General features: G+C 43.1%; 11 protein-coding genes and 1 pseudogene. 10 read left to right on the top strand and 2 right to left on the bottom strand.

The window, feature by feature from the left end; genetic code table 11:
* Window positions 1-76: 76 nt before the first annotated feature.
* From MKX34_RS18545 to MKX34_RS18535, 3 genes are read left to right on the top strand one after another with little or no spacing between them, the layout of a single operon-like run.
* The gene (locus MKX34_RS18545; protein WP_076296489.1) at window positions 77-616 is read left to right on the top strand and encodes an ankyrin repeat domain-containing protein; all 540 of its coding nucleotides are present in this window, start codon (window positions 77-79) and stop codon (window positions 614-616) included.
* A complete protein-coding gene (locus tag MKX34_RS18540; protein WP_036688100.1) occupies window positions 597-971 on the top strand; it encodes a DUF4180 domain-containing protein in 375 nt (124 codons plus the stop codon). The genes MKX34_RS18545 and MKX34_RS18540 overlap by 20 nt, the downstream gene beginning before the upstream one ends.
* Window positions 972-990: 19 nt before the next feature.
* Window positions 991-1,365 carry a DUF1801 domain-containing protein gene (locus tag MKX34_RS18535; protein ID WP_036688098.1) on the top strand — a complete coding sequence of 125 codons (375 nt, stop codon included), beginning with the start codon at window positions 991-993 and terminating at the stop codon, window positions 1,363-1,365.
* 129 nt (window positions 1,366-1,494) lie between these two features.
* Here MKX34_RS18535 and MKX34_RS18530 read toward each other — a convergent pair whose 3' ends face one another.
* A complete protein-coding gene (locus MKX34_RS18530; protein WP_235219558.1) occupies window positions 1,495-2,427 on the bottom strand; it encodes a helix-turn-helix domain-containing protein in 933 nt (310 codons plus the stop codon).
* A 143-nt stretch (window positions 2,428-2,570) separates the two neighbouring features.
* Between MKX34_RS18530 and MKX34_RS18525 the strand changes: the two genes are divergently transcribed.
* Entirely contained in the window at window positions 2,571-5,324 is a 2,754-nt protein-coding gene (locus tag MKX34_RS18525; protein ID WP_076296490.1) for a glycoside hydrolase family 2, read from the top strand.
* A gap of 77 nt (window positions 5,325-5,401) precedes the next feature.
* Here the strand turns inward: MKX34_RS18525 and MKX34_RS18520 are convergent, their stop codons facing one another.
* Window positions 5,402-7,096 (bottom strand): M3 family oligoendopeptidase, encoded by a 1,695-nt coding sequence (locus MKX34_RS18520; protein WP_076296491.1) that lies wholly within the window; start codon window positions 7,094-7,096, stop codon window positions 5,402-5,404.
* A 230-nt stretch (window positions 7,097-7,326) separates the two neighbouring features.
* On the opposite strand from MKX34_RS18520, the pseudogene MKX34_RS18515 reads away from it, so the two are divergent.
* The 6 genes and pseudogenes from MKX34_RS18515 to MKX34_RS18490 form a co-directional block, all read left to right on the top strand.
* Window positions 7,327-7,461, top strand: a pseudogene (locus tag MKX34_RS18515) (VOC family protein); the annotation flags it as partial.
* Between the two features lie 218 nt (window positions 7,462-7,679).
* Window positions 7,680-8,864 carry a GntR family transcriptional regulator gene (locus MKX34_RS18510; RefSeq protein WP_076296492.1) on the top strand — a complete coding sequence of 395 codons (1,185 nt, stop codon included), beginning with the start codon at window positions 7,680-7,682 and terminating at the stop codon, window positions 8,862-8,864.
* Window positions 8,865-9,109: 245 nt separating this feature from the next.
* Entirely contained in the window at window positions 9,110-10,375 is a 1,266-nt protein-coding gene (locus tag MKX34_RS18505; protein WP_076296493.1) for a glycoside hydrolase family 125 protein, read from the top strand.
* A 44-nt stretch (window positions 10,376-10,419) separates the two neighbouring features.
* Entirely contained in the window at window positions 10,420-11,724 is a 1,305-nt protein-coding gene (locus MKX34_RS18500) for an ABC transporter substrate-binding protein (protein ID WP_076296494.1), read from the top strand.
* Window positions 11,725-11,788: 64 nt separating this feature from the next.
* Entirely contained in the window at window positions 11,789-12,676 is an 888-nt protein-coding gene (locus MKX34_RS18495) for a sugar ABC transporter permease (protein WP_076296495.1), read from the top strand.
* 33 nt (window positions 12,677-12,709) lie between these two features.
* Entirely contained in the window at window positions 12,710-13,597 is an 888-nt protein-coding gene (locus MKX34_RS18490; protein WP_036688085.1) for a carbohydrate ABC transporter permease, read from the top strand.
* The last annotated feature ends 24 nt before the right edge of the window (window positions 13,598-13,621 follow it).

Genomic DNA, 13,621 nt, shown 5'->3' with positions numbered 1-13,621 from the left:
AAGCAGGAGAATGGCTAGTTATCCAGAAAAAATAACTTAGATCGTTTATACGATAATTAGAAAAGAGGCGAAATCTATGGAAATAAATCCACTCATTAATGATGTATTTCAGGCAGCAGAATCAGGCCAGGTAGAACGGCTGAAAGAAATCCTGGAAGCTCATCCGTACCTTGCGAATATGGAGAATAACGAGGGTCTTACACCGCTTGGCTATGCCGCGCATTTTGGTAAAGTGGAAGCTGTTCAGGTTTTGTTAGACTATGGTGCTGACATTGATGCAGTGTCACATTCCCAAATCAGCTATATTCCATCCAACACAGCATTACATGCGGCAATTGCTGGTGAGCGAAATATGGAGGTGATCCGGGTTCTTTTGCAACATCAGGCCAAGACCAATATATTTGATAGTGATGGATATACTTCCCTACATTCTGCTGCTTTTCATACGGATAATGTAGAACTAGTAGAGTTGTTAATCGAACATGACGCCGACATTTCTGCTAAAATTAAAAGTGGTGAATCTGTATGGTCGGTTGCGAATAAGCAGAGTAATCATAATGTTGCAGAATTTCTCCGCGGAAAAGGAGTAGTCTTGAATGAAAATCACAGTGGATGATAAGAATGATTCAACGGTAGCTATAATCTCTGGAGAAGAGATCATTATCAATAATGTAAGGGATGCCTTAGACTTAATGATGAATGTGAAATACCAAGGATGCGATAAAATGCTTCTGAGGAAGGAACAGATTACGGATGATTTTTTCGAGCTAAAGTCTGGAATTGCTGGTGAGATTGCTCAAAAATATACAAACTATCAGATGAGAGTTGCTATCGTAGGAGAATTTACAAGCTATAACAGCAAAAGTCTGAATGATTTTATTTACGAATGCAATCAAGGCGATAAGATGTTGTTCAAAAGTACTGAAGCTGAGGCTTTAGCAGCCCTTCATTTATGCAAATCGTGGAGATGATCCAGAGAGGAGATATATCATGGATGAAAGTAAAATCACATATGAATCGATCGATGCCTATATTTCCGGGTTTTCGCTTGAGGTTCAGGAAATCCTTAATACGTTAAGAAAGGTGATAAAAGAGGCGGCACCGGAAGCAGAGGAAAAAATAAGCTATCAGATGCCTACTTTTGCATTACACGGAAATTTGGTGCATTTCGCTGCTTATCCCAAGCATATTGGATTCTACCCCACACCAAGTGGAATTAATGCTTTTAAAGATGAATTATCAGGCTATAAAGGTGCTAAAGGTTCCGTTCAATTCCCCATTGATAAGCCTATGCCTTATGAATTAATTAGCAAGATTGTAACCTTCAGAGTCTCTGAGAATCTAAAAAAAGTTGAAGCAAAATAAGGCGTCTACTGGTATGAAATAGAGTTGTACGTCTGGCTAGGGCTGGAAGTGTGTATCCATTGTTGATCTTCTTCTTGAAGCTAGTGAACATTTGGATCCTCTTACGAGGCACTTCTTGCCTTTCTATCCTCATTGCGGACGTCGTACGAATGCCAGTATAATATCCTGGGCATAGTCCCCAAACCCACTTCCGAACAGATTTAATCCTCTTTTATTGAGTGCATCCTCCCGAATTTCAAAACGTACACGAATAGGTTCATTAAACGCCAGCTTTAAAGAGCTGATTGTAGTGGAAGATGAGAGAGAACCATTACAGCTGCTGCCCGATTTAGAGACACTCCATGTAGTAAGAGCTCCATATTCAGTTCCACTTCTCCAACGTTCAGGGGTCAGCTTCCCTTTGCGGTTACCGAAATCGGAGGGGCAAGTCCAAGTCCCGACTAACTGGTCATTGATGGATAAGCTGATATCACTGGCCCAATCCTCTCGGAACGAAGGGGCTTCTGAGCATACTTCTGCCGAAATGCGGATTTCATCCAACTCGACGCCTGGAGGCAGGGGGTTGGCAAAATAGTATTCGACATAACCCGCTTCCGCGAACCATAAGAGTGAGGCATCGACTCGTTCAGGCATGTAGAATGCTCTTGGATCATCCTGGGAGCCAATGACGCCACCATCTTTTCCGGCCATCCCACAGGACGGTTGTATGGAGCAGCGGGAGAACATGCCGATGGGCATATGTATTTCCTCGGTTTGATGCAGGCCATCCCCTAGTTTCGAAGGGAGATCGAGATGAATAGAGCGACAGGTAACCGCACAGATTTTTTCGCGATTTGCTCCTTGCGTAGACGAGATAAGATTAACCTGTTCTAATGTCTGCACATTGATAGATATGGTTGGCTGAGCTACACCTAACGTCTCAGCTAATTGACTGACACTCATAGGCTTTTCGCCAAGGGCTTCAAGAATGCGGACGCGGACGTCACCAGACAGTGCTTTAGCTACATCTAAAATGCGTGACGCGGGATAACGTATCGTTTCTTGTGAAATATCATTCATCATATTTGTTCCTTTTCGTTTAGGATGGGTTGAGGTTATTGTACAATGAAGAATGGATATTGTAAAATCATAATAAACATTGCGAAAATCATATACTGGTGCTAAAATGGGCTCAACTTCTTATTTTGAAAGGCTGTGCTCGCCAAATGACAACTTCTATATTAGCTTCTGAGACACTTGAGATTCCTCGATCTGAACACCCTCATCCACATTGGCAACGTCAGGAATGGATGAATTTGAATGGGCAATGGTCATTTAACTTTGATCCGAACAACGAAGGTATGAAGGCGTTATGGTACTCCAATCCTGAAATCGCTTACGATTCAATGATCACTGTACCTTTTTCTTGGGTAAGTCCCTTATCCGGAATTGGCTGCGATCAACAAGGAATCGGCTGGTATCGACGCACCGTGAATGGGCAGGCTATCGACCAACAAACACGATTGTTTTTACGTTTTGGGGCAGTAGATTATTCATGTGATGTGTGGATAAATGGAGAACATGTAGGTTCACATCAAGGTGGATATGGTTCATTTGAATTTGATGTTACACCTTACTGGGCAGCTAACAGTGAGAATAATATTGTCGTAAGAGCTGAGGATTTCGATCATGCTTATCAAGCGCGGGGCAAACAAGGATATGGAGAAATCCGTGGAATTTGGCAGCCTGTATGGCTTGAAGCACGCCCCGAAACTTATATGAAAGATGCAAAGTTTGTGACCAGTATAGATGGACAGGTGAAGGTAACTACAAGAATAATTGCGCATAAAACGGGTTCGGCAGATTTTACGCTGCAATTCGCTGATCATTCCGTTGTTCATACAGAGAAGCTGCAGCTTATAGCGGGGGAGAACGAATGTAAGCTGTCTATCGATATTCCCAATCCGCATTTGTGGAGTCCAGAAACTCCTTATTTATACGAAGGTGAACTGCAGCTTAGTGGATCGTTTGGTACAGATACAGTCAGCACTTATTTCGGAATTCGCGAAATTCAGACTGCCCGCTTTGACGATCGTGATTATCGGTGGATCACCTTAAATGGCAAGCCGATATATTTGAACGGCACTCTTGATCAGTCCTATCACAAGACAGGTTATTTCACCTATCCAACGGATGAAGACATGCGGGATGAAATTTATCTAATGAAACGTTTGGGACTAAACATGGTGCGAATTCATATCAAGCCCGAAGAACCCCGTAAGCTGTATTGGGCGGATAAGCTTGGCATTCTTGTTATGGAAGATATGCCTTGTTTCTGGGGTAATCCAGATGACAAAGCCAGAGTCTCCTATGAGAGTGAAGCCCTTGAGGTGATTGAACGAGATTATAATCATCCATCTATTTTTTCGTGGGTTATGTTCAATGAGACCTGGGGTTTGAAGACAGATGCTCAGGAGGCTGGCCTCACAAGTGATGTACAGCAGCAGAGTAGTTATCTTAAAGAGACACAGGAATGGGTGCGGGAGAAATATCGCTGGGCGAAGCAGCTTGATCCGACTAGAATTGTTGAGGATAACTCGCCTTGTAATTATGATCATGTGGAATCGGATATTAATACATGGCACTTTTACATTAATGGTTACGAGCAGCTGCAAGCCCACATGAATGAGGTTGTAGATAAAACATTCCCAGGGTCGGAGTTTAACTGTATTGGCGGCAACGTACAGTCTGATGCACCTCTAATGAACAGCGAATGCGGCAACGTGTGGGGGATCGAAGGTGGTGCAGGGGACAGTGATTTGGCATGGCATTACCGCTATATGATAAATGAATTCCGGCGGCATGATAAGCTATGTGGATTCGTATTTACAGAATTCCGTGATGTTACGAATGAGTTCAATGGTTATTACCGGCTAGACGGGAGCGATAAGGATTTTGGATATGGGGATTTTGTTCCCGGGATGACGATTGCGGATCTGCATTCCCCAGATTTTATCGTGATAGATGCTCCTCCATGCCAGACAGTAGAAGCAGGGCAGAGTGTTAAAGTACCTTTGCTAGGTTCCAGCTTCGCGGACAGCTATCACGGTCATAATTTGAAGCTGAAATGGGAACTGTGGTACGACAATTTGGGGACTCGGGTCACTGCGCAAAGTGGACATATGTCTGTGAAATGGGATAACTTTGGAAACACTATACTTCCTTCTTTGAACATTACAATGCCTGGTCAGGAGGCGGCTGCAATACTTGCTGTCTCTCTGATTAATGAGAAGGGTGAAGTGATCACGCGGAATTTCATTACTTTCGATGTAAGAGGCGGTAATAACACTGTATTGTTTAAAGGTGAAGGAGAATTTATTCAAATTCCAGTGGGAGCTTATACCGAACATAACTTTAAGCATCAATGGGATGCTATCCAAGGATCTAAGATCAATGGTGCTGGGCAAGGTCAGTATGTATACGAGGTTACACTGCCAGATGCAGCAGATAAATCAATGATTGGTGAGATCGAGATCATGTTCGAAGCAAGTGCTAAACGATTGCTTGCGCGGCATGTTGAAGGTATGAAGCTTAATGATATGGGCCTTGATCTTATGCATGGGGCAGATGCGAGGGTGGAATATAATCCGAATACGTATTATATGACGGATGAAGAGCGTCATCCTTCCCGAGTGAACGTTCTGGTGGATGGGCAGCGGATTGGTTCTTTCTATTTACCGGATGATCCGGCTGATAGCAGAGGGATTTTGTCTTGGCATTATCAGCCAATAGCGAATAAGCTGGATGAGGCTGGATCTTACGGCTACCTATGCAAGGCAAGTGTACCGGGGCAGTTAGCAGCGAAGCTGGATCGCTATCGTGTTTTCCGTTTGGAGCTGCAAGCAGAGGAAGGCGGGCTAGCTTTGTATGGCCGTAATGCAGGTCGTTATCCACTGGACTTATTGATTCGTTATCGCTAAATAACCTCGATGTGCAAAAAAAAGCAATCCCAGCTAAGAAGCAGGGATTGCTTTTTTATCGGTACTGCAAGGTATTATTAAAGTTCTTTATCATTAATACTGTTTAACCAGCTTTCAATCTCCCCAATGACCGAGCTAATGCAGCCATCTTCAAAAGGTGAAGTCAGGCCCGCAAGTTCAACTAGCTTGATAAAGGATTTGCTTCCTCCGGCTTGACATAACTCCAAATAATCACTCCAAGCGGATTTGAAATCTTCATTTGAACGTTTCCAGAACTGGAAAGCACATAGCTGTGCTAGTGTATAGTCAATGTAATAGAACGGGGAGGCGAAGATATGACCTTGCTTATGCCAAAATCCACCCTGTTCCAGATAAGCATTACCTTCATAATTGCGGTGCGGCAAATATTTTTTCTCGATTTCTCGCCATGCTTGCTTACGTTCAGCAGGGGTTGCTTCAGGATTGCTGTAAACAAAATGCTGGAATTCATCTACAGTAACTCCGTAAGGAATAAACTGAAGGCTATCTGCCAAATGATTGAAACGGTATTTGTCTGCATCCTCTTCAAAGAACAATTCCATCCACGGCCAAGCAAAAAACTCCATGCTCATGGAATGGATCTCACAGGCTTCATAAGTAGGAAAAGCATATTCAGGTACATTAATATTTCGGCTTTCATACACCTGGAAGGCATGCCCCACTTCATGGGTCAAGACATCAATATCCCCTGAGGTTCCATTGAAATTCGAGAAGATAAAGGGTGCTTGGTATTGGCTGAAGTAAGTACAATAGCCGCCGCCTTGCTTTCCTTTTTTACTTACTAAATCCACTAGATTGTTATCCAACATAAAAGTAAAGAATTCATCAGTTTCCGGAGAGAGCTCTTGGTACATCTTTGATCCGTTAGCTACAATCCAGTCAGGATCTCCTTTAGGAGTGGCGTTGCCAGTCTTGAAGCTGAAGTTCTCGTCATAAAACTTCAAGGCATCCAGCCCTAGACGTTCAGTCTGCCGTTTCTTAAGCTGTTGGGAGACGGGTACGATATGCTCCAGAACTTGTTTGCGGAAGTTGGCTACCATGTCGGCGTTATAATCGGTCCGCATCATCCGGTCATAACCTAGCTCCACAAAGTTGCTGTAACCAAGCTTTTTAGCAATGCGGTCACGGACTTTAACTAGCTCGTCATAGATTCGATCAAATTCACTTTCATGTTCAGACATAAAATCATATCTGGCTTGTGAAGCACGTTTACGCATATCACGGTCCGTGGACAATTCAAAAGGAGTAAGCTGAGTCAGTGTGCGTTCTTCGCCTTCGAATGGAATCTTAGCGGACGCGATAAGCTGAGCGTATTCTGTAGAGAGTTTGTTCTCCAATTGTAAATCTTCGATGATTTCTGGACTAAAAGTACGCAGAGCTACTTCTGCAAGCTGAAGCAGCTGTGTGCCCCATTCTTGTTCGAATTCGGCTCTGTATTTGGAATTGACGAGTGCTTTGTAATAGTCCGTTATGTATTCCTGAACGATAGGCCCAATTTCGTCCATGAATTCCTGTTCAGCCTTGTAGAATTCATCTGTTGTATTGATCGAATGGCGAACGCTAACCAATGTCTGCAGCGTGTCAAACTCATTGCGAAGCTTGTTAATAGCGGTAACGGAAGCCTTTTGCACTTCTAATGGCTCGGTGTCATTGAGATCTTTAAGCAGGTTGTTAAAATCCTGTTTGAACTTCTCTACATCCGGGCGCTCATAGCGATAATCATTAAATTTCATTAACTATTCAACTTCCTTTCTATACCAGATAGTCTCTATTATATATTCTGAACAGCAATTTACGATAGACCTGTGTTAGCTGTTTTTGAATAAAAAAAGAACAAATGGACAAAAGTGTAAAAACTTGTTAGATGAAATACGGTTTGATATTATCTAAGAATATAGTAGAAATGCAATTTATGAGCGCATCCGTACAATGTAATGAAGCGAAAATAGGAGGCTCGATATAGATGAAACCCCGGATTACAGTAATAACACTAGGTGTGGACGATCTGGAGAGGGCTTTGATTTTTTACAGGGATGGATTAGGATTCCCGACCAAAGGGATCATTGGGAACGAATTTGAACATGGAGCAGTTGCCTTTCAAAAGCTTATCTATTACTAAGTCTTTATTTAACCCGCATTCACTGAATACGGGTTATCTCTGTTTATATATGAATATTTGTATTTTTCCACTTTACACCATACATCCTTCCTCCCTCTTTTTTTGCAGCACCAGCACAAATGTCGACAAACTTAATATATCATGATATATTATTATGTATAAGATGAAAAAATTAGAGTCAGGAGATAACGAAAGTCATGAGTGAGACAACATCATCCAAACCGATGTATGAAAAAATATTTGATGAAGTGAAGCAACTTATCCTTAATAAATCTTATGGACAAGGCGAACGGGTTCCCTCTGAGAAAGAACTGGCTGAAGCCTATAATGTTAGTCGGATTACGAGTAAAAAAGCTCTGGAAATGCTCGCCGCGGAACAATTAATTGTGAGAAAACCTGGAAGAGGTTCATTTGTGGCTGATCCAGCAGTCGATTACATGGAATCAGCGATATCTCCGGGGACGGTCTCCGACGGAACTGTTCTCAATTCCTTTAACCATGAGGAAAAGACGATCGGTCTGGTTATTACCGACTTTGGCAACAGCTATGGCACAGGCTTGATTTATGGCATGGAGCAGGCTTCACGTGATAATGATTGTTTTCTGGTTTTAAGAAGAACCTTTGGGGTGCCGGAGAACGAAGAGAAGTCTATTCAGAAGTTGCTCAGCTTAGGTGTAGATGGTCTGATCATTTTTCCGGCTCAAGGCGAATTTTTTAATGCTGAGATTCTAAAATTGGTGATAGGGCGCTTCCCGCTGGTTCTGGTAGATCGCCATTTAAAAGGAGTGGCAGCAGCATCGATCAGTACTGATAATATGCAGGCTGCACTCAAGGGTACGGAGTATTTATTTGATCTCGGGCATACTCACATCTCCTTTCTCTCTCCACCTCCAGCGGATACCACAGCTCTTGAAGAGCGGGTAGAAGGATTTATTCAAGCGCATGCGGAGCGGGGGATAGCTGTAGACAAGGGATTGTGGGTCAGCGATTTGACCTCAACACTACCGGATTCCTTCAACGATGAGAATATTGAACATGACATTTCACGGCTTATTTCTCATTTGCAAAAGAATCCAACAATAACAGCGCTTTTTGCTGTGGAATATAATATTGCGCTGCTGGCTAGAACTGCGGTCCAACGACTTGGGCTACGGATTCCAGAAGATATTTCGATCATTTGCTTTGATAGTCCGCCAACTCCACTCGGTTCGGGTTATGCATTTACCCATTTACGGCAAAATGAAGAAGAGATGGGGCGACTCGCAGTAGAAAATGTATTACGAATTATGAACGGGCAAAGTGTGTCCAATAAGATAATGCTGGAAGCTGAGTTAATTTCTGGTGAATCAACAAGTTCTGCTAAACAATCTGTCTCTAAATAGAAATTTGGCTTATTATCCAAATTAAACATATATTAGTTGTTATGAAAACCTATCTTTATGGATGGGTTTTTTTATTTATTTTAGAAATATATTTATCTTTATAGATGTATTAATATATTATTATAATAAATAAACATATTGACATACCAATTACATGACAATATACTAATCAATGAAAGCGCTTCAAATCTCAAAAGAAAAAGGGGGTATTATAACTGAAAGCAACTAGAGAAATACCCGAGTCGATGCAAAAACTGGCATCTAGCGTAAAAGCACAGCTGGGTGATCGTCCGAAATTAGCCGACATGTTCGAGAAATGTATGGCTAACACCTGGAACACAACCTTAAAACGAATGCCAAATGGAAGCACTTTTGTTATTACCGGAGATATTCCAGCGATGTGGCTACGGGATTCCGCCGCACAGGTTAGACCTTTCCTAATCCTTGCCTCCGAAGATGAAGAAATTGCAGACATGATTGAGGGACTTGTACGTAGACAATTTACTTACATCCAGCTTGATCCTTATGCTAACGCATTCAATGAAGAAGAAAGTGGGCATGGTCACCAAGAGGATCTGACAGAGATGAGCCCGGGAGTCTGGGAAAGAAAATATGAAATTGATTCGTTATGTTATCCAATCCAACTGAGTTATCTGCTCTGGAAGAATTCGGGCCGCACAAGTCAGTTTAATGAGTCATTTGTAACGGGCGTAGAAAGAATCATAACATTATGGACTACCGAACAGAACCATGAGCGCGATTCAAAATATCTTTTTCAACGGATGAACTGTCCGCCCACGGATACGTTAGCTCGAGAAGGCAAAGGGACGTTGACGGCTTATACCGGAATGACTTGGTCTGGATTTCGTCCTAGTGACGATGCCTGTGAATATGGGTATTTGGTTCCAGCCAATATGTTCGCTGTGGTTGTTTTACGATATGTGTGTGAAATTGCCCGTGAGATTTTAGGTGATCAGGAGTTGGAAAAGAAAGCTAGGAAACTATCTGACCAGCTTAATAAGGGAATAAGTGAGTATGGAATTGTAGAACATCCAGAGTATGGGGCGGTCTATGCCTATGAAGTAGATGGTCTGGGACAGGTGAATATTATGGATGATGCAAATGTACCGAGTCTTCTCTCTATTCCCTATTTGGGTTATGTGAGTGCTGATGATCCTATCTATAAGAATACCCGTGAACTTATTTTAAGTAGCACTAATCCCTATTTTTTCGCAGGAAAAGAGGCTGCTGGCATTGGAAGTCCGCATACGCCAAATCGGTATATCTGGCCCATAGCTTTAGCGATACAGGGAATGACATCTGTCAGCATAGAGGAACAGGAGGTCTTACTTCATCTGCTGGAGAAGACGGATGCTGGAACTGGATTTATGCATGAAGGGTTTCATGTGGATAATCCTGATGAATTTACACGTCCATGGTTCTCTTGGGCAAACATGATGTTCTGTGAGCTTGTACTCATGCGCTGTGGTAGGCAAATTAAGCGCGGTTGAGACCAACAAGGTTTTTATAATCGACTCTAAAGGGGATAGAGAACATGAAAAAATGGCTGGTTACCTCCATTGTTTTGGTAATGACTACTACACTTGCTGCGGGCTGCGGTGGTAATAACGGAGCTGCGGACAAAGAGACCGGAAACACAAGCAAAGCTGGGAGCAGTACCGGGAAAAAGACAGAGCTTACCTTCTGGGGAGATTGGGGCGGTGAGGGGCAGAAGCAATTCGAGACCATGGTGGATGCTTTTAATAAATCGCAGGATAAAATTCACGTAAAATATGTGCTGCAACAGGATATGATTACGAAATTCCTAACTTCTGCGACCAATGGCGGCACTCCTGATGTACTGTTTTGGGACCGTTGGAGAACTTCACTGTATGCTCCGAAAAATGTACTGCATCCGGTAGATGAATACTTAACGCGTGACGGCATTTCCGAAGATGATTTTTACAGCGAATCGCTACGGGAGCTTTCATACGATGACAAATTATATGGGCTGCCGCTTACGGTAGATGCACGTGCTCTTTTCTATAATAAGAAGCTGCTCGCAGAGGCTGGACTTCAGCCTCCAACAACTTGGGATGAACTAGAGGCAGCGGCTACGAAGCTAACCAAATGGAATGGAAATAAATTGGAGACCGCAGGTTTTTCTATGGGGGATTTGGGACTTTTTAATATGTATCTCCAACAGGCTGGCGGCACCATGCTTACAGAAGATGGAAAGACCAATTTTAATAATGAGCAGGGCAAGCAAGTGCTTGAGTTCTGGGATCGATTGATGAACAAGGATAAGGTATATAAAGTAGGGTTCGAACTTGGACTTGGTGAAGGGCAAGATGCTTTTGTCACAGGTAAAGTGGCTATGCTGTATTCCGGTCCGTGGATGCTCAGCACCTATAACAAATATGGTAAAGATCTGGATTATGGAATCGTTCCTCCTCCGGCCGGACCAAATGGTGATAAAGGCAGTGTCATGGGGGGATTTGGTCTAGTGATTCCAGAAGGCTCCAGACATAAAGAAGAGGCATGGGAGTTCATCAAATGGTGGACAGCGAACAAGGATAACGCGTTGCTCTGGGCTAAGACGAGTCTAAATCTGCCGGGTTATAAGCCATCGATGGAAGATCCATTTTTCAAGGATGATCCAAAGTGGCAGCCGTTTCTGGAAACGCTGGAGTTCGCTAAGGTTCGTCCGAACCACCCTGGTTATTCCGTGATGGAGACTGATGCTTTGGCCCCTAATTTGCAGCTTAACCAGCAAAACAAGATGAGCATTGATGAGACCTTAAAGAAATCGCAAGAAGAGGGCGACAAAATGCTGAAGGATAATGAAGTAGTGAAGTAATAAGTAAGACATTTGAAGTGAAGGGAGGTTTCGCCTCCCTTTTGCTTAGGAGGGGGTAGCTGAAATGGCTTCCATCAGAAAGCTAGAGAAACATCAGGCGCGGACGGCTTATCTGTTTATTACACCCACGGTATTGCTGTTTACAGTTTTCACGGTCATCCCCGTGGTAATGGCGCTATATTTAAGCTTTACCAACTACGATGTACTTAGTAGAAACGATTGGATCGGTTTTGATAACTATCGCCGTTTGCTAGAGGACAGTTTGTTATGGAAAACATTCCGAAATGTATTTCTGTATTCCATCATTTTCGTTCCATTTAATATTCTGATTTCGCTTCTCCTCGGGATTCTACTTAGTCGATCCTGGCGTGGGGTAAAGTTGTTCCGCACACTGAATTATCTGCCTACCCTTACATCCGCTGTTGCTGCAGCTACGGTATGGATCTGGCTTTTGCATCCTGAATTTGGTTTGGTTAACGGATTGTTGTCTTATGTTGGGATTACAGGTCCGGCTTGGTTATCCGAGACACGAACGGCGATGTTGTCCATTATTATGCTTACCCTCTGGCAGTCGGTAGGTTCTAATATGATTATCTACTTGGCAGGTCTGCAAGGCGTGCCTGACTATTTGTACGAATCTGCACGGCTGGACGGTGCTAATAAGCTGGCTTGTTTCCGGTTTATTACTTGGCCGCAGCTGCGACCAACGACCTTTCTTGTCAGTACGATGTCAATCATTGGTGCGTTGCAGTTGTTCGACCAAGCTTTTGTGCTGACGCAGGGTGGTCCGGCGAATATGACAAAGACCCCGGTTTATCTGATCTATCAGCAGGGCTTTAATCAATTGCAAATGGGGTATGCGTCTGCACAAGCATTTGTGCTTGCTGTGGCGATTCTCATATTCTCACTTATAAACATGCGGATCACAAAGGCGGAGGAGTCCATTGTATAAGCCGGGCTTGCCATGCAGAAGGGGGATAGAGGTATGGATACTAGCGGAAGTTCGTTATTAAAAAGAAGCTTAAGTAAATCTATCTATTATATAGTGTGTATTGTTATTGCCATCGTAATGTTTCTACCTTTTTATTGGAGTGTTCTTACATCCTTGAAGCCTGACGAAGAGATATTCGCCATGCCCATCCGGTGGTTTCCTTCACATTTGACCTTAGAACACTATCGTAAGGCATTTACTACGGTTCCGTTTGCGCTCTATTTCTGGAATTCGCTTGTACTTGCAGTAGCGGGTGTACTGGCGAATCTGTTCTTTGGTTCCATCAGTGGATACGCGTTTGCAAAGTTGAATTTTAAGCTCAATAAGCCAATATTCCGCGTGCTGCTTGCGGCGATGATGATACCAGGCATTGTGACGATGATCCCCACGGTTTATGTTATGCGCCATATTCCTCTTTTTGGAGGCAATGATATTTTTGGTAGCGGGGGTAACGGGCTGATGAACTCATTCTGGGGGATTATTCTTCCGGGCGCTTCAGGAACCTTTGCTGTGTTCTTTATGCGGCAATTTTTTCTCACCTTACCTAGTGACATGATGGAAATGGCCCGGATCGAAGGCTGTGGAGAGTTTAAAATATTTTGGCGGATTTATTTGCCGTTGACTAAACCAGCGCTGGCTACATTAAGTATCTTTACCTTCCAAGCGGGTTGGAACAGTTTCTTATGGCCAATGATTGTGCTGAATGATCCCAATAAAGCAACGATTCAAATGGGACTTCAAGCTTTTTCTTATAATTTTCAAACAGACTACGGTCCAATGATGGCTGGTGCGCTAGTAGCAATCTTGCCGATATTGGTGTTGTTTTTAGCGCTTCAGCGTTATTTTGTACAGGGAATAGCCTTTAGTGGTATTAAGGGTTAATGCAACAAAAATCGAACCAGGGAG

Source organism: Paenibacillus sp. FSL R5-0636 (assembly GCF_037974255.1).
Classification (GTDB): domain Bacteria; phylum Bacillota; class Bacilli; order Paenibacillales; family Paenibacillaceae; genus Paenibacillus_AQ; species Paenibacillus_AQ odorifer.
Note: the sequence above shows the minus strand (reverse complement) of the source record. Positions and strands in the feature narration are given on the sequence as shown.